A 17,721-nucleotide genomic window follows, 5' to 3' on the forward strand; every position below is an offset into this window, starting at 1 on the left:
CTTTCTTCTTGTCTTTCCAGCCCCCAATACCCGAGAGAATGTAAAGACACATATACTAGCGTTAAGCAGCAAAGGATCGGCGATTATGATGTTTCTCATTCCAGCCAGAAAGATATCCGTCCTGCTAACAGAAGCAAGGCAAATACCAGAATATCAGCAAAAGAGTTAGTATTTGCGCGTTCTCTTTTAAGAGAGCTGGGTATAACAAAAAATCCTTATCAAGATCCCACTGTGAAATCAAATAATTGTGGCATGCCTTATTTCCCAGTAATGTAGTAAAATATCCATATATCATAATTCCATATTTAGCCTGCCGTAATGAAACATTTCAGCCACCTCGAAGCGTTCTCTGTTTCGATATCCGCGCGCCTTTATCCTGAGCAGCCCTATTTTACTGTTCAGGAACTCCGCATTACCATTCGATATCCGGTTTTCATTGCATTCAGGATGACGTAAAGACGCTTTGCCACCAGGCGGGCAACGTTAACCTCTCAGCCCGGCGTCCGGGGCGGTTTTGGCAGGGTTACCACAGGTTGGACAGGTAAGTGGTGTGTGCTCAGCAATGCCGATAATCAGCGTCACTGAGCCAGATTTTTCAATCAAGAGAAAAAGATTTTACCTGTCACGGGGCTGACAGATTAAAGAGGTGGTCCGATCCCTCCGATTCAGGAGGGGGATTATGAGCAGCTGACTCAGCGAAAAGGCTATGCCAAATGGGGACGTAACGGCACGCCTTAGCGTGAGGCCGGCTACGGTGGGGCAATGCCGCTCATTTCACAGGCCAGCGCGCCGGTCCGCTTCAGTGCATAGGTGTAGCGCTCATCAAATGGGTAACAGCAGGAGAGACGCAGCGCACTGTTGCAGCGATCGCTAAGGGTATAGAGCGCGCCGGGGGTCAGGCATATTTTCTCCTGTAGAAGCCGGTGAAACAGCTGCACGCTATCGACGTTATCCGGCAGCTCAACCCAGAAGACAAAGCCGCCGCTGGGCAGCGTTGCCCGCGTTCCCTGGGGAAAGTGCCGGGCGATGATGCTCCGAGCCTCATCAAGCTGTGCGGCATAGCGGCGGCGCAGCGTGCGCAGATGGTGGTCGTAGCCACCTGATTCCAGAAAATGGCCCAGCGTTTCTGAAAGCAGGCGCGATTCCGTCAGGGAAGAGACCGATTTCAGCCGGGCCAGCTTTCCAGTAAAGCGTCCTGCGGCAATCCATCCAACGTGGAAATCGGGTGCAACCGTTTTAGTGAAGCTGGTGCAGTAGAGAACCCACCCCTCCCGATCGAAGGCTTTTACCGCGGGTGATAGCGGCCAGCAGAATTGCAGTTCGCCGTAAAGGCCGTCCTCAATCAGCGGCACCTGATAGCGGTTGACCATCTCCGCCAGACGCCTTTTCTCCTCCAGTTTCATGCTGCATCCCAGCGGGTTTTGCACGGTCGGCATGGCGACGATAGCCTGAATGCGCCGCTCCTGGAGTAGCAGCTCCAGTGCATCCAGCGACAGGCCGAACTGGGGGTCAGTGGGGATCTCGATGACCCTCAGACCCAGGCTGGCCAGCAGGGGAAAGAGATAAAAATAGGTGGGGGTTTCAATGCCCACGCAGTCGCCGGGCTGAGTGACCGTTCGTAATGCCAGCTGGAGGGCTTCCATGCAGCCATGCGTCAGCGTGATATCTTCCAGGGTAAGGCGGATACCCAGATCCATCGATCGGCGTGCCACTTCGCGCCTCAGGCGCTCGCTTCCGGGCGGCAGCGCGTAGCGCCCAATCAGCGACGGTTCGCGACGTAGCAGCGAGGCCATGATGCGGCTGATTTTTGCCGTAGGAAAAAAATCGCTGTTTTGCGGGCAGGCGAGCGAGATGTTGGTGTAGTCCGGGTGGTTCTGCGCGGCAAAAACGGCATCAATCAGATCCAGTTTCTCACTGCTGGGAGAGCGCACCTGTGCCTGGCGGTCACCCGAGGATTTTACCGACGGTAGTACGCTACGGACGTAATAGCCTGACTGAGGACGCGCTTCGATAAGTCCGCGATCCTCCAGAATCCGGTAGGCAGCCAATACGGTATTCACGCTGAGCTGGTGATTGCTGGCACAGCGGCGAATAGCGGGCAGACGGCTGCCAGGGGGATAGGTGCCAACGTGGATCGCTTCCGCCAGCGTCTGCGCCAGCTGCTGATAAAGCGTACTTTCCTGCATATCAATAATGGACACAGTTAACGCTCCCTTAAAGGGGTACAGATAGGATAATTTGCAGATTGTACTCATTACAATAGTGTAATTGTGAGTCTGTTACCATTAGCGTGCCGCTTTTACTATGGTCATCTCATTCATCTGTCGGATAGCCACTATGCTCGATCCCTCCTTTTTCAGCTATGTTACCGTGATGTCGATTACCCCAGGCCCTAATAACCTTCTGCTCGCCACCTCCGGCGTCAATTTTGGCATACGACGTACCCTGCCGATGATGCTGGGCATTGTGATCGGATGCGCAATCCAGACGGTGATCGCCGGGCTGCTGCTGGAGGGACTCCTTCAGTGGATGGGAACTGTCAGAATGCCACTGACGCTGATGGGGTGTGCCTACCTGTTCTGGCTGTCATGGAAGATATTTCGCGCAGGTGTTCCTGAACTACACGAAAAGGCCCGTCCGATGACGCTACTGGGCGGCGCGCTTTTTCAGGCGGTCAACCCCAAAGCCTGGCTGATGGCGACGAACGTCGCCCTGATGTATACCGCCAGCAGCGGCATACTGGCGGTGATGATTGGGTTTATGGCGCTGAATCTGCCCTGTATTCTGGTGTGGGCCGCGCTGGGCGACAGTCTGGGGAAACACTTACAGGTGGCGTGGAAGCTGCGGTTATTCAATACCATTATGGGGCTGTCGCTGGTGATCACCACGCTGTGGATGCTGACCGAAGTCATTCATCCCTGAGCATCAGCAGGGGCGGCACATTCGCCGCCCCTGTTATTAATCGGGCGCGCCGCCCTTATCTTCGTGCGAAGGCCACTTCCAGTTGTGCACCTCCGGGATATCCTCGCCATACTCCCTTACCCAGGCATGGTGTGCCGCGAGTTTTTCCTGTAGCGCATCCAGTACGCCCCCCGCTTCTTCCTGCAATCCTGGCACGCACAGGATGGCGTTTTGCGCCAGATGATAGCGATCCAGCTCGTTTAACACCGTCATATCGAAAGGCGTGGTGGTGGTGCCTTCCTCGTTAAAGCCGTGAACATGAATATTACGATGATTATTTCTTTGCCAGGTCAGGCGGTGGATCAGCGCCGGATAACCGTGGAAGGCGAAAATCACCGGCTTATCTGCGGTGAAGATAGTCTCCCACTCCTGCTCATCCAGCCCGTGCGGATGCTGCTCTTTCGTCTGCATCGCCAGCAGATCCACGACATTCACCACTCTGACGCGCAGGTCGGGAAGGTACTGGCGCAGCAAATCTACGGCGGCAAGCGTTTCGAGGGTTGGAACGTCACCTGCGCAGGCCATCACGACGTCGGAAGGATCCTCCGCCGTTTCATTACCGGCCCAGTGCCAGATACCCATGCCTTTTTCACAGTGTCTGATGGCCTCATCCATGGTCAGCCACTGAGGCTCAGGCTGCTTTCCGGCAACGATCACATTGATCCTGTCCCAGGTGCGCAGACAGTGATCCCCCACCCACAGCAGCGTATTGGCATCCGGCGGCAGATAGATGCGGGCGATATCGGCCTTCTTATTGGCAACATGGTCCATAAAGCCCGGATCCTGATGGCTGTAGCCATTGTGGTCCTGACGCCAGACGTGGGATGAGAGCAGATAGTTGAGCGAGGAGATCGGTTTGCGCCAGGGCAGCTTACGGGAAACTTTTAGCCATTTCGCATGCTGGTTAAACATTGAGTCGATAATGTGAATAAAGGCTTCGTAGCAGTTAAACAGGCCGTGCCTGCCCGTCAGCAAATAGCCTTCAAGCCAGCCCTGACACTGGTGTTCACTGAGGATTTCCATGACCCGTCCATCCTGCGCCAGCTGTTCGTCCCAGGGGAGGATCGCCTCCATCCAGCTGCGATTCGTCACGTCAAACACCTTACCCAGCCGGTTAGAGGCCGTTTCATCCGGGCCAAACAGGCGGAAATTTTCCGGGTTGCGGGTAAAAATCTCGCTCAGGTAGCTGGCCAGCACCGCCGTTGACTGCGCCAGCGTCTCGCCCGGCCTGTTAACCTCCACCGCATACTGACGGATATCAGGCACCTCCAACAGGTTGCGCAGTCGTCCACCGTTGGCATAAGGGGTGGAACCCATACGTTTATCCCCGGTTGGTGCCAGCGCCTGCAACTCCGGCATCAACCGGCCCGCGTCGTCGAACAGCTCATCAGGATGATAGCCTGCCATCCACTGCTGGAGGATCTCCCGGTGCGCCTCATTTTCCCGACATTCTGCCACCGGCACCTGGTGCGCACGCCAGAACCCCTCTACTTTTTTGCCGTCCACGGTTTTTGGCCCGGTCCAGCCTTTTGGGCTGCGCAAAATAATCATCGGCCAGCGGGGGACGCGCTTCTGTGCTTCACCGCGGCGTGCCGCCTGCTGAATCTGCTGAATGCGGTCGAAGGCTTTATCCAACACGTCGGCCATCTGACGATGCATCAGCTGGGGATCATCGCCGACCACGAACAGAGGTTCATAGCCGTAACCGTTGAAAAGCTGTTCCAAATCGCCGTCGTCGGTGCGGCCCAGAATTGTGGGGTTGGCGATTTTATACCCGTTGAGATGCAGAATGGGTAATACGGCCCCGTCACGTACGGGATTAAGAAATTTCGTGCCGTGCCAGCTGGCGGCCAGCGGCCCGGTTTCCGCCTCGCCGTCGCCGATAACGCAGGGGACAATCAGATTGGGATTGTCAAAGGCAGCACCAAAAGCATGAACCAGTGAATAACCCAGTTCGCCCCCTTCATGAATCGATCCCGGCGTTTCAGGCGCAGCATGGCTGGGAATGCCGCCGGGGAACGAAAACTGCCGGAATAGCTTACGCATCCCTTCAGCATCCTGGCTGATATCGGGGTAAATTTCGCTGTAGCTCCCCTCCAGCCAGGTGTTCGCTACCATGCCGGGGCCACCGTGTCCCGGGCCGCAGATGTAGAGCAGGTTGGTATCCCGCTGGCGAATAATTCGGTTCAGGTGAGCGTAAATGAAATTCAGGCCGGGGGTGGTTCCCCAGTGGCCCAGCAGGCGGGACTTAATATGACCTGCCTCCAGGGGCTGCCGCAACAGCGGGTTGTCCAGCAGATAGATCTGCCCGACCGACAGGTAGTTAGCGGCGCGCCAGTAGCGATCCAAAAGCCTTAAATCAGGGTCTGAGACTGGCGGGTGTAAAGGCGTATCCATTAATGTCCTCCTCATTAGCGCATCAGATCAAAGCATAGACGCCTGAGTCGGGCATGCAGAGAAAGGGCGCGGGGACGGGAGCGTAACGACATAAACAGGTCGGGTGTGGCAGATAAGAGGGGGATTATGCTGCCCGGCGGGCACATGTTGCCACCGGGCGTTTCGGGGAATTACTTACCCATTGCCGTCGAGCCGGCCTGCTGCGCTTCATCGTTGGCCGCCACGGGTGGCGTATAGGCCAGCTGAAGAAGCCGGCTGGTTTCTGCCAGCACCTTCTCCGTTGCAGCGACGTTACCGTTCAGGCTCTGCCCGAGGGACGGGATCATCGTTTTCAGCGTCGACTGCCATGCCGGGGTAGCCATCTTTTCTGCGAAGACCTTTTTCATCAGCTCCAGCATAATATGCGCCGCCGTTGAAGCGCCCGGCGATGCACCCAGCAGGGCAGAAATCGTGCCATCCTGCGAGGTCACCACTTCGGTACCCAGTTTGAGTACGCCGCCTTTACCCGCCTCTTTTTTGATGATTTGTACGCGCTGCCCCGCTTTTACGCGACGCCAGTCCTCTTTGTTCGCCTGCGGTAAATAGGCCTGCAGCGCCCGATGGCGATCGTCATCGGTCAGCATCACCTGGCCTACCAGGTATTTCACCAGGTTGAAGTTATTCAGCCCAACCTGCGCCATCGGTAAAACGTTCGATGGGGTCATTGAACCAAACATATCCCACAGCGAACCCTGCTTCAGATACCGCGTAGAAAATGAGGCGAAGGGGCCAAATAGCAGAACCTGCTTACCGTCCAGCGTCCGGGTGTCCAGATGCGGTACGGACATCGGCGGCGCGCCCACCTCTGCTTTGCCATAGACTTTAGCCAGGTGGCGGTTTACCACCTCCGGATTGTCAGTGACGAGGAATTCACCGCCCACCGGAAAGCCCGCATAATCTTTCGCTTCCGGGATGCCGGAGGCCTGTAGCAGCGTCAGCGCCGCCCCGCCCGCGCCGATAAAGATATACCTGGCGCGAAGGGTTTGTTTACGCCCGCTGTTTTTCAGATCGGACAGGGTAACGCGCCACATTCCATCCCGGTCGCGCTTGATATCACGCACCTCATGATGATTTTGCAGGCTGAATCCGGCGCTTTTCTTTAGCGAGGCAATCAGCTGGCGCGTGATTTCACCGAAGTTAACGTCGGTCCCCATCTCGCTGCGGGTCGCGGCAACGCGCTGATGCGCATCACGCCCTTCCATAATCAGCGGGATCCATCTCTTGATCTGCTCAGGGTTTTCCGAGTATTCCATATCGCGAAACAGCGTATTTTTCTGCAGCGCGGCATAGCGTTTTTTCAGAAAGTTAACGTGTTCCTCCCCCCAAACGAAGCTCATATGAGGTACGCTGGTGATAAAGCTACGGGGATGACTCAGCACACCCTGTTGAACCTGATAAGCCCAGAACTGTCGGGAGATCTGAAATGCCTCATTGATCTCAACCGCTTTCCCGATAGCCACCGTACCGTCGCTGTTCATCGGGGTGTAGTTCATCTCAGCCAGCGCAGCATGTCCCGTGCCCGCATTATTCCAGCCATTTGAACTCTCTTCCGCGACGTCATCCAGGCGCTCGACCATGCCGATGCGCCAGTCTGGCTCAAGCTGCTGGAGGTAGGTGCCCAGCGTCGCGCTCATAATGCCGCCGCCGATCATTAATACATCGACGTCGCCCTTATTTTTCCCATCAGAGGCCGCATTTGACTTACCTGAGGCGGCGTGACAAACGGGCTGGCGTTGTGCTGATTTCCGCATGATGCGACATCTCCATATGTTGAATTTTCAACATGTTATGCAGGTGATATCGAGCTGTCCCCTGCCCGACGGGTCAGTACGCGGGATCCGGGGGACGTCTCATAAAACCCACATGAATAAAATGGATTATTTAACAAGCAGTTAGTGCTCTGGAAATATACCATTGTTACGAGGGAATTAAAAAATTGTTTAAAGATTAAAAGTGATAATGAAAATTCAAACAAAATTAGCAACATTTATGGGCGTTGAGAGCGTGGGGTGTGCAGATCGCCGCCAGGCGTCCAGGAAGGGGGTTACGGCAGGTCTGCGTGATGCATAGCGCAGGGCAGCGGGTTAGCCCGGGGCGTGGGGATAACGCAGCGGGAAATCAGGGTAACCCTGGGGAGCAGAAGAGGGATGTGTGGCTAACGCATGCAACAAGCCTGAACAGGGAGACAAAACCGGGGAGCAGAAAATCAAGCACCCTGCTCCTTAGCCGGAGCAGGGGACGGCTATCAGGCGTTTTTCGCCACTGCCGCTGCTTTCACAATGGCTGCAAAGGCATCTGCTTTGAGCGATGCGCCGCCAACCAGCGCGCCGTCAATATCCGGCTGAGCAAACAGCTCGGCGGCATTTTTATCGTTCACGGAGCCGCCGTACTGGAGGATGACCTGGGCCGCTACAGCATGGTTTTCTTTTGCGATATGGTCGCGGATAAATTTGTGTACCGCCTGAGCCTGGGCAGGCGTAGCAGATTTGCCCGTACCGATGGCCCAGACTGGTTCGTAGGCAATGACCACGCCGTTGAACGCTTCCGCGCCCTGGGTTTTTAATACCGCGTCAATCTGACGTGCACACACTTCTTCGGTTTTGCCTGCTTCATTTTCAGCTTCGGTTTCGCCGATGCACAGTACCGGGATCAGACCTGCCGCTTTCAGTAAGGCAAACTTCTTCGCGATAAGCTCATCGCTCTCTTTATGGTAGGTACGACGTTCGGAGTGACCGATGATGATGTACTGCGCGCCCACGTCTTTCAGCATATCAGCGGACACTTCGCCCGTGAAAGCACCGGAAAGGTTAACGTCTACGTTCTGCGCGCCGAGCACGATCTGGCTGCCAGAAAGCGCATGTTTTGCCTGATCCAGATACATTACCGGCGGGGCGATAGCGACACCGCAACCGTCAACGCTGCTCAGCTCGTTTCGCAGGCCTGCAATCAGCTCTTTAACCACTGTTTTGCTGCCGTTCAGTTTCCAGTTACCCATAACTAATGGATGTCGCATCATATCCTCCACGTCGCGAAATACGTTAAATTACCCTGCCGGAGCAGCGTTGTCTGCCAGACAGTATAGAGATGAAAACTATGAAAGGCTTTGCTTTTCGTCATCTTTGCCCGCGTCAGTTGGGGGTCATAGCCAGTTTTATGGGCTCGATAGCAAAGGTCAGCCCCTTATCACCGTTATCCGCAATGACGTAGCGTAAAGCCCCCTCGCTCTGTTCAAAATAGCGCGATCCTTTACCCCTGTTAAGCAGGTCATCCAGACGTTTCAGGCTTAGCGCTTCGGTCAGCGTGGGCTCAAAAAAGCGCGCCAGGGCGGCCATATAGGCGCGGGCTTTATCACGTGCCGCCTTCTCATCAGGGCCTGGCACCGGTAGCCAGGTAATTTGCAGGGTTTTGACCTTACCCGTGCCCTGTTCTATGGCGGTTGAGCTATAGAGATTTTCGTTGATCTTGCTGGCGGCACGGGTCAAATTACTTTTGTCCCCGCGACTGTCGATTGCCCGGTACTCCGGTATGGTTAATGCTGGATTAATCGCATTATACTTTTCCCGAAACTGGCCGATAGTAAAATCAAATGTCGGCGCCCCCGCCATAAGATAGGGTGCAGTCGGCATATGCCCGGTACGATCCTGCGGTGCAGGGTCAGCCCAAAGCGGAGGCGTCGCCAGCATAACGAGAAGTGTAATGCTCGTGATGAGCGCTTTATTCATGTTGTCCATCCTGACCCTTTCATTCAGACAAGATTAGAACGGACAATGGTCGGCAAAGTCAAAGCCTGACGCTGTTCAAGGGGATTAAAAATGACCTTACAAGCGTGGTGTTTCTCCTGGCGGGGAAGGTTGGGACGGCGGGATTTCTGGGTCTGGCTGACGCTCTGGCTGGCGATGATGGTGCTCCTGTTTACCCTGTCGGCCCGGAACTGGTTAAGTACGCAAACCGCCGCTTTTTGCCTGGTATGCCTGCTTTGGCCGACCAGCGCGGTGGTGGTTAAGCGTCTGCATGACCGCAACAAGCCGGGATACTGGGGGCTATTGCTGATTGTGGCCTGGATGCTGCTGGCCGGAAACTGGGAATCACTGCCCGCCAGCGGGCAGTGGGTGCTGAGCCGGTTTATTCCGACGTTAATCCTGGTGACCATGACGCTGGAACTGGGGGGCTTTCGCGGTAGCCTGGGCGAAAACCGCTTCGGAAAAGCGGCGCTGCCGGTCAACTACAGGGGACGCCGTGCGGCGAATTACCAGTAGTGTTCGCTGGTAATATGGCCTGGCTTGCGCTTAAGATGCTTGCGCATATCCCGGCTATCTTTTAGCAGCTGCTGAGTGTCCCGTACCATTTGCGGGTTACCGCATAGCATAATATGACTGCTTTCAGCATTCATCTGAATGCCGACGGCGGCCTCGAGCTCGCCGTTATGAATCAGCGCCGGTACGCGGCCAGTAAGCGAACCCGCTACCGCTTCGCGGCTGACCACGGTCTGTATCTGTAGCTGGCCGCTGTAGCGTTGCTGGAGCTGCTGCATGAGCGGGAGATAGCTCAGGTCCTGCGCATAGCGCACGGCATGGACCAGGACGATATTTTTAAATCGTTCCAGGCCCTGGCCTTCCTGCAATATTGAAAGGTAGGGGCCGAGGGCGGTGCCCGTCGCCAGCATCCACAGCGTCTCGCAGGGCGGGATCTCATCCACCACAAAGAAACCCGCTGACTCTTTGGTGATCATCACCTCCTGACCCGGCTCCAGCGCGTGCAGACGAGGACTGAGTTTGCCCTCTGGCACCGTCACCAGATAAAACTCCAGGTTTTTATCGCGGGGTGCATTTACAAAAGAATAGGCGCGCTGAACGCGTTCGCCGTCAATTTCCAGCGCCAGTTTGGCAAACTGACCGGCAATAAAGGGGTCGATGGGGGCGGTCACGGTGATACTGAATAAGCTATCGGTCCAGTCAGTCACCTTTTCGATACTGGCGTTTACCCATTCGGCCATAAAACAGCTCCTTAGTCGGTGTGGGGCACATTAGCCCTTTAGCCAATATCTTCGCTACTGAGCGGCCATTTTTCCAGTGGCAACGGCTGGCAAAGCTCATATCGACAAACTGGGAGGCGGCGCAAAGGGCAATAACGTACAGTTTATTTTACACTTGTGCGCGCTTTCACTGACAGCCTGCGCCCAGCCATTTGCGCCACTCCCCTCGCTTTATTATAAAATCCTGATATTTTCCACGCCAACACCGCAATAATTCTGGCGATCACCCTTCTGAAACTGGGTTATGCCGATAATCATACTGACTAAAATGAAAAAAATTGAACACAGACAGCTGCTGCTGATGCTGATTGCGCTCGTCGCCGTCGGCCAGATGGCACAGACAATTTATGTCCCTGCAATGGTTAACATTGCTGAGGCTTTTAACGTGCATGATGGCGCGGTGCAGCGCGTTATGGCGGGCTACCTGATGACTTACGGCGGATCGCAGCTGCTGTACGGGCCGCTGTCTGACAAAATAGGCCGCCGTCCGGTGATTCTGGCAGGCCTGTGCATCTTTATTCTGGGTACGCTGGTGGCGCTAACGGCGCCAAACCTGTCGATGCTGATAGCTGGCAGCGCCATTCAGGGTATGGGTACCGGCGTGGCGGGCGTGATGGCCAGAACAATGCCGCGCGATCTCTATGCCGGCAGCGCGCTGCGTCATGCTAACAGCCTGCTCAATATGGGCATTCTGGTCAGCCCGCTGGTCGCGCCCGTTATTGGCGCGGTACTGACTCACTGGCTGGGCTGGCATGCCTGTTTTGCGTTTCTGCTGCTGCTCTGTATCGGGGTGGGGTTCGCTATGCTGCGCTGGCTACCGGAAACGCGGCCGCTGCCGGTCGAAACGCGCAGGCTCTTTTCACGCTATCGTCCCTTGCTGGCTGATGGCGCCTTTTTCCGCTATCTGATTATGCTGATGGGCGCGCTGGGTGGGATAGCCGTGTTTGAGGCCAGCTGTGGCGTATTGATGGGCGGGGTGCTGGGGCTGAATACGCTGATGGTCAGCCTGCTGTTTATTGTGCCTTTGCCTGCGGCATTTTTTGGCGCATGGTTTGCAGGCCGTGACAACCGCCCTTTTACCCAGCTGATGTGGTGGGCGGTGAACAGCTGTCTGCTTGCCGGTGCGATAATGTGGATCCCTGCCTGGTTCGGCATCATGACGATCTGGACGCTGGTGGCACCTGCTGCCCTGTTTTTCTTTGGCGCGGGTATGCTCTTCCCGCTGGCGACAACCGGAGCCATGGAGCCCTGGCCCTATATGGCCGGGACGGCAGGCGCCCTGCTGGGAGGGTTACAGAATCTGGGATCGGGACTGACCGCTTGGCTGTCAGCCCTGCTGCCGCAGAACGGCCAGTTCAGCCTGGGGATGCTGATGTTCGCCATGGCGCTGTTGATCCTGCTTTGCTGGCTTCCGCTCTCCAGGCGACCAGAAGGCCAGGCCGTAACGCAATGATGGTCTCAGGGACGGGCTGATGCCCGCGCCTGGCAAGCTGCGACGGGACTAAAGGATGTACGGATGCAGGCTCTCATCTTTTCGATCCAGATAGTGAATCGACTGGATGCGCCGGATGGTGCGGGACTTGCCGCGCACCAGCAGCGTTTCGCTGGTTGCCATATTCCCCTGACGGGTAATGCCTTTCAGCAGGTCGCCGCTGGTGATACCGGTTGCGGAGAAGATGACGTTATCATTGCGCGCCATATCGGCCAGCTGTAGCACCCTGCCAGCCTCAATGCCCATATCGCGACAGCGCGCCAGTTCCTGCTCACCTATTCGACGATTTTCCGGCGTGTCGCCCTTGACGGTGTGGCGGGCCAGCAGCCGCGCCTGCATGTCGCCGTCCAGTGCGCGGATCACCGCCGCAGAAACCACGCCTTCCGGCGCGCCGCCAATGCCGTACAGTACGTCGACTTCGCTGTCGGGCAGGCAGGTAAGAATGGAGGCAGCAACGTCACCGTCGGGAATGGAGAAAACGCGAACGCCAAGCTGTTGCAGAGACGCAATTACCGCATCGTGGCGTGGCTTAGCCAGAATTGTTACGGTCAGCGCGCTCAGCGGTTTACTCAGCGCCTGCGCCACACGATGAAGGTTCTCTGCCAGCGGGGCGTTGAGGTCTATCACGCCTTTTGCGCCCGGCCCGACGATCAGCTTTTCCATATACATATCGGGCGCGTTAAGGAAGGTGCCTTTATCCCCGACGGCCAGCACTGCCAGCGCATTGGCCTGGCCCATTGCCGTCATGCGGGTGCCTTCGATAGGATCGACGGCGATATCGACGGCATCGCCGTGACCGGTGCCCACCTTCTCGCCGATATAAAGCATCGGGGCTTCATCAATCTCCCCTTCTCCAATGACAATTTCACCCTCAATATTCACCTTATTGAGCATGATGCGCATCGCATGAACTGCTGCACCATCGGCCGCATTTTTATCGCCGCGTCCCAGCCATTTATAGCCTGCCAGCGCCGCTGCTTCGGTTACGCGTGAAAATTCTATGGCGAGTTCTCGTTTCATGATTTGCCCCGGGAAGAAAAAGAGGCGAAAAGTTTATCACAGGCAGGGGGAGAGGCGGAAAATGCCCGCGATTGTGGCCATCGCGGGCGGGCAGGGCAGAGATTATGAGTCGTCCTGGTCTTCCCACGTCTGGGCGCGGGCAACGGCTTTTTTCCAGCCTGCGTAGCGATAGTTACGCTCGGAGGTTTCGATGCCGGGACGGAACTCGCGCTCAATCACGGACTTGGCGCGAACCTCGTCCAGATCCTTCCAGAAGCCCACCGCCAGACCAGCCAGGTAGGCGGATCCCAGTGCGGTGACTTCCCGTACTTCAGGTCGCTCAACGCGTGCGCCAAGAATATCGGACTGGAACTGCATCAGAAAGTTGTTTGCCACGGCACCGCCGTCCACCCGCAGAGACTGCAGACGCGTGTTGGCATCCTGCTGCATCGCTTCCAGTACGTCACGCGTCTGGTAAGCAATAGACTCCAGCGTGGCGCGAATAATGTGGTTGGCATTTGCACCACGGGTCAGGCCGAAAATCGCGCCGCGGGCATAGGGGTCCCAGTAGGGCGCGCCTAAACCGGTAAAGGCCGGCACCATATAGACACCGTTGCTGTCTTTTACCTTGGTGGCAAAGTATTCCGAGTCGGTCGCGTCGCCAATGAGCTTCATTTCATCGCGCAGCCACTGAATGGAGGCGCCGCCGATAAACACCGCCCCTTCAAGCGCGTAGTTTACCTCGCCACGCGGACCGCAGGCGATGGTCGTCAGCAGGCCATGGGTGGAGGTAACCGCTTCGGTACCGGTATTCATCAGCATAAAGCAGCCGGTGCCATAGGTGTTTTTAGCCATTCCCGGCTGTACGCAAAGCTGACCGTAGAGCGCGGCCTGCTGATCACCAGCGATGCCGGCGATGGGAATACGCGTCCCACCTTTACCACCGATATTGGTCTGGCCGTACACCTCCGAGGATGATTTTACCTCAGGCAGCATTTCACGGGGGATATCCAGGATGTCCAGCATGCGCTGGTCCCATTCCAGCTTGTGAATATCGAACATCATGGTACGTGAAGCATTGGTGTAGTCGGTGATATGCACCCGTCCCTGCGTCATTTTCCACACCAGCCAGGCATCGACGTTACCAAACAGCAGCTCGCCGCGTTTCGCGCGCTCGCGGGAACCCTCAACGTTGTCGAGGATCCACTTAACCTTGGTGCCCGAGAAGTAGGGGTTAATCACCAGTCCGGTGGTGTGCTGGATGTACTCTTCCAGTCCCTCTCTTTTCAGCTTCGCACAATAGTCCGCGGTACGGGGATCCTGCCAGACAATGGCATTGTAAATCGGCTTCCCGGTCTCTTTATCCCAGACAATAGCCGTTTCACGCTGGTTAGTGATGCCGATAGCGGCTATTTCGTCGGAGCGAATATCGGCATGGGCCAGCACTTCGACCAGCGTTGAGCTTTGTGACGCCCAGATATCCATCGGGTCGTGTTCAACCCAGCCCGGCTTAGGGTATATCTGCTGAAACTCGCGCTGGGATACCGCCACAATATTGGCATCGTGATCGAGAATAACGGCGCGGGAGCTGGTGGTCCCCTGGTCGAGGGCGACAATATATTTTTTATCAGTGGTCATAATTCATTCCTGATGTGTAAAGGGTTAACAACTTACGCTTTACGCTGCTCAGCACGCGCTATCGGCTTCTCTTGTTTTTTTTCCAGCGTCTTACCTGGCAGGTTACAGGCGATCAACGAGCGATAGCCAAATGCCCCGATAATGGCACCCACAATCGGGCCGAAAATAGGCACAAGGAAATAGGGAATATCGCGGCCGCCGGTAAAGGCAACGTTACCCCAGCCGGCCAGCCAGGCAAAGAGCTTAGGTCCAAAATCACGAGCCGGGTTCAGGGCGAAACCGGTTAGTGGGCCCATCGCACCGCCAATCACCGCAATCAGCAGACCAATCAGTAAAGGCGCCATCGGGCCGCGAGGCAGGCCGTTGCCATCGTCAGTCAGCGCCATGATCAGCGCCATCATCACGGCGGTAATCACCGCTTCAACAAGGAAGGCCTGGCCCACGCTGATATGGGGGTTTGGATAAGTGGAAAAGATACCGGCGAGGTCGAGACTGGCAACCGTGCCGCGTACCATATGGTGCGTATGCTCAAAGTCCAGGAACAGGTTGTAATAAAGGCCATAGACCAGCGCCGCAGAGCAAAAGGCGCCAGCGATTTGTGCCAGAATGTAGGGCGCAACCTTACGGCGGTCAAAGTTGGCAAACAGACAGAGGGCGATCGTGACCGCCGGATTAAGGTGCGCACCGGAGATCGCGGCGCTCAGGTAGACCGCCATGGCAACGGCGATACCCCAGATAATACTGATTTCCCACTGACCGAAACTGGCACCGGCAAGCTTCATGGCGGCGACACAGCCTGCACCAAAGAAAATAATGGTGGCCACACCAAGAAATTCTGCGATGCACTGTCCTTTGAGCGTGCTTGTTGAATGACTCATAATGGTATTTCCTGAAGGCGAGGTTAAATGTTCTACAGCTCTATTTTTCTCATTCCATGAGGCACCCAAATCTAATGTAGGGCTGATGTAAATTTATCGTTAACGAGCATAAACGAGAAATAGCGAAATCAAAAGTTGTGCTCCAGGTCAAAAAAATGAGCGTTTTCGCGTGTTTTTGCTTTCCCGGTGCGCTAATGCAATAGCGATATTCTGTTTTTTTTTCGCAATTTGTTAACGAGCGTCTTACTTTAAACGTCGCTTATGTTGTTAACGCCAGGTATAGACTGAAAATTGTTACATACTTCGCCCTGCGCGGGTTCGCTGCTGGACTTGACGGACCTGTCTACTTACAATCAGAACAACGTTGTTATCCGCGGGAATTCTGGCTTAACCATATGAGCTGCGGCTGGCAACTTCAACGCCCTGCGATTAGGAGAGGTCATTTACAATGTCATTTGAAGTGTTCGAGAAACTGGAAGCGAAAGTACAGCAGGCGATTGATACCATCACCCTGCTGCAAATGGAAATTGAAGAGTTAAAAGATCAGAATAACAACCTGAATCAGCAGGTTCAGCAGGCAGCTGGCAACAGCGACTCGCTGGTACGGGAGAATCAGCACCTTAAGGAAGAGCAGCTGGTCTGGCAGGAGCGTCTGCGCGCCCTGCTTGGGAAAATGGAAGAAGTCTGAGGTTACGGCCTGAAAAAGAGAAGGGTGCCACAGGCACCCTTTTTGCTGTCCGGAGTATGACAGCCGCCGGACGGGTTACTCGATATCGAGCGGGTCTTCGGAGAGGATAATACCGGTGTTGTCGGCATAAAGATGATCGCCCGAGAAGAAGGTCACACCGCCGAAATTAACCCGAATGTCGCTTTCACCAATGCCTTCGCCGGCTGCGCCCACCGGGATGGCGGCAATAGCCTGAATGCCGATATCCAGCTCTTCAAGGTCATCTACCTGACGAACCGAACCGTAGACCACGATCCCTTCCCATTCATTCTGTAGGGCCAGGCGCGCCAGCGCGGCGTCCACCAGGGCACGGCGCACCGAGCCGCCACCGTCTACCAGCAGTACGCGACCCCGGCCATTTTCCTCGAGCAAATCATAGAGTAGCCCGTTGTCTTCGAAACATTTTACCGTGATGATTTGCCCGCCAAACGAGGAGCGACCCCCGAAGTTGGAGAAGAGCGGTTCAACGACGTTCACATCTTCATGATAGATGTCGCAGAGTTCAGAAGTATCATATTTCATAAGGGTTTCGTCTGTTTGCCACAGGGAGCGTAAGTATATCGCTTTCTCAGGGCCATTGGCAAAATCATCAGTGGACAAAAATTGCGCCAGGTCAGGCACATCGCAATTAATTCAGGGCCAGGCCCAGCGAGAAAAGCACGTTGATCAGTAAGGCCATTTTCACCGTTCTGACCAGCTGAGGCCTCATGGCGAGGGCTGACGTCTGGGTCATAATTGCGCGCGCCTGGCGGAACAGCAACGGTGCGGCAAGCAGGAAGATCCATCCGGCTGCACCGGGCACGGTAATAATATTGAACAGCGCGAAGCACAGCAGGGCACCAGCCAGCAGAACGGCATGGTAGCGGCGAGCATTAATGGCACCCAGCCGCACCGCAAGGGTAAATTTGCCCTGCTGACGGTCGGTGTCGATATCGCGCATATTATTGACGTTAAGCACCGCTACCGCCAGCAGGCCACAGGCCGTCGCGGGCAGAAACAGTACGCTGTGAAAGCTGTGTGCCTGAAGGTAATAGCTGCCGATAACGCCCAGCCAGCCGAAGAAAATCAGCACGGAGGCATCGCCAAGCCCCAGATAGCCGTAAGGTTTTTTACCCACCGTATAGGCAATAGCCGCAACGATGGCGAGCGCACCCAGCGCGATAAACCCCAGCATATCGCTCACCGACTGGCAGGATGTCACGACCAGCGCGACTCCTGCAATAACGGTCATACCCACCGTTATTACCAGCGCACTGCGCATCTGCCGTGGGGTTATTACACCTTTTTGCATGCCCCGCAGCGGCCCAATGCGCTCTGGCGTGTCGCTGCCCTTCAGGGCATCACCATAGTCATTCGCCAGATTAGAGAGTATCTGGAGCAGCGCGGTGGTGAGGAGGGCGAGGCAGGCAATCAATGGATTAAACTCTCCCTGCCACCAGGCCAGGGCTGAACCGGTGATGATCGAGGCGCATGCCAGCGGTAACGTCCGTAAACGCAGGCTCTCCAGCCATGCATGCGCGTGCTTGTAGCCTGGAGCCGGATGAATATTTTCCGTCAT

15 protein-coding genes and 1 pseudogene are annotated in these 17,721 nt (G+C 55.9%); 4 read left to right on the forward strand and 12 right to left on the reverse strand.

All coding sequences use genetic code 11. The features are described 5' to 3' along the window. Positions 1-291: 291 nt before the first annotated feature. Positions 292-470 (reverse strand): annotated as a pseudogene (locus tag ACLRGG_RS06085) (transposase); the annotation flags it as partial. Positions 471-749: 279 nt separating this feature from the next. Beyond that, complete coding sequence (locus ACLRGG_RS06090) at positions 750-2,186, reverse strand: aminotransferase-like domain-containing protein (RefSeq protein ID WP_416248916.1); 1,437 nt, start codon at positions 2,184-2,186, stop codon at positions 750-752. Positions 2,187-2,337: 151 nt separating this feature from the next. Between ACLRGG_RS06090 and ACLRGG_RS06095 the strand changes: the two genes are divergently transcribed. Beyond that, a complete protein-coding gene (locus ACLRGG_RS06095; protein WP_416248917.1) occupies positions 2,338-2,922 on the forward strand; it encodes a LysE family translocator in 585 nt (194 codons plus the stop codon). Between the two features lie 36 nt (positions 2,923-2,958). Here ACLRGG_RS06095 and ACLRGG_RS06100 read toward each other — a convergent pair whose 3' ends face one another. The 4 genes from ACLRGG_RS06100 to ACLRGG_RS06115 all read right to left on the reverse strand — a co-directional run bounded on the left by ACLRGG_RS06100 (position 2,959) and on the right by ACLRGG_RS06115 (position 9,128). After that, positions 2,959-5,358: a phosphoketolase family protein gene (locus ACLRGG_RS06100; protein WP_416248878.1), complete on the reverse strand. Its 2,400-nt coding sequence runs from the start codon at positions 5,356-5,358 to the stop codon at positions 2,959-2,961. Between the two features lie 170 nt (positions 5,359-5,528). Beyond that, entirely contained in the window at positions 5,529-7,148 is a 1,620-nt protein-coding gene (gene mqo / locus ACLRGG_RS06105; protein WP_416248879.1) for a malate dehydrogenase (quinone), read from the reverse strand. Between the two features lie 494 nt (positions 7,149-7,642). Further along, positions 7,643-8,410, reverse strand: coding sequence for a triose-phosphate isomerase (tpiA, locus tag ACLRGG_RS06110; protein WP_416248880.1), 768 nt, complete (start codon positions 8,408-8,410; stop codon positions 7,643-7,645). Between the two features lie 115 nt (positions 8,411-8,525). Next, positions 8,526-9,128, reverse strand: coding sequence for a DUF1454 family protein (locus tag ACLRGG_RS06115; RefSeq protein WP_503369229.1), 603 nt, complete (start codon positions 9,126-9,128; stop codon positions 8,526-8,528). 81 nt (positions 9,129-9,209) lie between these two features. Here ACLRGG_RS06115 and ACLRGG_RS06120 point away from each other — a divergent pair, with 81 nt between their 5' ends. Then, positions 9,210-9,653 carry a DUF805 domain-containing protein gene (locus tag ACLRGG_RS06120; RefSeq protein WP_416248882.1) on the forward strand — a complete coding sequence of 148 codons (444 nt, stop codon included), beginning with the start codon at positions 9,210-9,212 and terminating at the stop codon, positions 9,651-9,653. On the opposite strand, the gene fpr is transcribed toward ACLRGG_RS06120, so the two are convergent. Then, positions 9,644-10,390, reverse strand: a complete 747-nt coding sequence (gene fpr / locus ACLRGG_RS06125; protein ID WP_416248883.1) for a ferredoxin--NADP(+) reductase — start codon at positions 10,388-10,390, stop codon at positions 9,644-9,646. The two genes, ACLRGG_RS06120 and fpr, sit on opposite strands and share 10 nt — an antisense overlap. A 307-nt stretch (positions 10,391-10,697) precedes the next feature. Here fpr and emrD point away from each other — a divergent pair, with 307 nt between their 5' ends. Beyond that, positions 10,698-11,882 carry a multidrug efflux MFS transporter EmrD gene (gene emrD / locus ACLRGG_RS06130; RefSeq protein WP_416248918.1) on the forward strand — a complete coding sequence of 395 codons (1,185 nt, stop codon included), beginning with the start codon at positions 10,698-10,700 and terminating at the stop codon, positions 11,880-11,882. Between the two features lie 48 nt (positions 11,883-11,930). Here the strand turns inward: emrD and glpX are convergent, their stop codons facing one another. The 3 genes from glpX to ACLRGG_RS06145 form a co-directional block, all read right to left on the reverse strand. Continuing rightward, positions 11,931-12,941, reverse strand: a complete 1,011-nt coding sequence (glpX, locus tag ACLRGG_RS06135) for a class II fructose-bisphosphatase (protein ID WP_416248884.1) — start codon at positions 12,939-12,941, stop codon at positions 11,931-11,933. A gap of 102 nt (positions 12,942-13,043) precedes the next feature. Continuing rightward, complete coding sequence (gene glpK / locus ACLRGG_RS06140) at positions 13,044-14,558, reverse strand: glycerol kinase GlpK (RefSeq protein WP_416248885.1); 1,515 nt, start codon at positions 14,556-14,558, stop codon at positions 13,044-13,046. Positions 14,559-14,590: 32 nt separating this feature from the next. Next, the gene (locus ACLRGG_RS06145) at positions 14,591-15,436 is read right to left on the reverse strand and encodes an MIP/aquaporin family protein (protein ID WP_416248886.1); all 846 of its coding nucleotides are present in this window, start codon (positions 15,434-15,436) and stop codon (positions 14,591-14,593) included. A gap of 448 nt (positions 15,437-15,884) precedes the next feature. On the opposite strand from ACLRGG_RS06145, the gene zapB reads away from it, so the two are divergent. Beyond that, positions 15,885-16,124 (forward strand): cell division protein ZapB, encoded by a 240-nt coding sequence (zapB, locus tag ACLRGG_RS06150; protein WP_067709398.1) that lies wholly within the window; start codon positions 15,885-15,887, stop codon positions 16,122-16,124. A gap of 75 nt (positions 16,125-16,199) precedes the next feature. Here the strand turns inward: zapB and rraA are convergent, their stop codons facing one another. Both rraA and ACLRGG_RS06160 read right to left on the reverse strand, forming a co-directional pair. Then, the gene (gene rraA, locus ACLRGG_RS06155) at positions 16,200-16,685 is read right to left on the reverse strand and encodes a ribonuclease E activity regulator RraA (RefSeq protein WP_067709461.1); all 486 of its coding nucleotides are present in this window, start codon (positions 16,683-16,685) and stop codon (positions 16,200-16,202) included. Between the two features lie 106 nt (positions 16,686-16,791). After that, on the reverse strand, positions 16,792-17,721 hold the full coding sequence (locus ACLRGG_RS06160; RefSeq protein ID WP_416248887.1) for a 1,4-dihydroxy-2-naphthoate polyprenyltransferase: 930 nt from the start codon (positions 17,719-17,721) through the stop codon (positions 16,792-16,794).

The organism is Erwinia sp. PPS120 (genome assembly GCF_047918655.1).
In the GTDB taxonomy this organism is placed as follows: domain Bacteria; phylum Pseudomonadota; class Gammaproteobacteria; order Enterobacterales; family Enterobacteriaceae; genus Erwinia; species Erwinia tasmaniensis_A.

Bases quoted from the DNA above. Each gene is read 5' to 3' on its own strand.
- ACLRGG_RS06090 (WP_416248916.1), bottom strand. From the start codon at position 2,186: ATGCAGGAAAGTACGCTTTATCAGCAGCTGGCGCAGACGCTGGCGGAA.
- ACLRGG_RS06095 (WP_416248917.1), top strand. From the start codon at position 2,338: ATGCTCGATCCCTCCTTTTTCAGCTATGTTACCGTGATGTCGATTACC.
- ACLRGG_RS06100 (WP_416248878.1), bottom strand. From the start codon at position 5,358: ATGGATACGCCTTTACACCCGCCAGTCTCAGACCCTGATTTAAGGCTT.
- mqo (WP_416248879.1), bottom strand. From the start codon at position 7,148: ATGCGGAAATCAGCACAACGCCAGCCCGTTTGTCACGCCGCCTCAGGT.
- tpiA (WP_416248880.1), bottom strand. From the start codon at position 8,410: ATGCGACATCCATTAGTTATGGGTAACTGGAAACTGAACGGCAGCAAA.
- ACLRGG_RS06115 (WP_503369229.1), bottom strand. From the start codon at position 9,128: ATGGACAACATGAATAAAGCGCTCATCACGAGCATTACACTTCTCGTT.
- ACLRGG_RS06120 (WP_416248882.1), top strand. From the start codon at position 9,210: ATGACCTTACAAGCGTGGTGTTTCTCCTGGCGGGGAAGGTTGGGACGG.
- fpr (WP_416248883.1), bottom strand. From the start codon at position 10,390: ATGGCCGAATGGGTAAACGCCAGTATCGAAAAGGTGACTGACTGGACC.
- emrD (WP_416248918.1), top strand. From the start codon at position 10,698: ATGAAAAAAATTGAACACAGACAGCTGCTGCTGATGCTGATTGCGCTC.
- glpX (WP_416248884.1), bottom strand. From the start codon at position 12,941: ATGAAACGAGAACTCGCCATAGAATTTTCACGCGTAACCGAAGCAGCG.
- glpK (WP_416248885.1), bottom strand. From the start codon at position 14,558: ATGACCACTGATAAAAAATATATTGTCGCCCTCGACCAGGGGACCACC.
- ACLRGG_RS06145 (WP_416248886.1), bottom strand. From the start codon at position 15,436: ATGAGTCATTCAACAAGCACGCTCAAAGGACAGTGCATCGCAGAATTT.
- zapB (WP_067709398.1), top strand. From the start codon at position 15,885: ATGTCATTTGAAGTGTTCGAGAAACTGGAAGCGAAAGTACAGCAGGCG.
- rraA (WP_067709461.1), bottom strand. From the start codon at position 16,685: ATGAAATATGATACTTCTGAACTCTGCGACATCTATCATGAAGATGTG.
- ACLRGG_RS06160 (WP_416248887.1), bottom strand. From the start codon at position 17,721: ATGACGGAAAATATTCATCCGGCTCCAGGCTACAAGCACGCGCATGCA.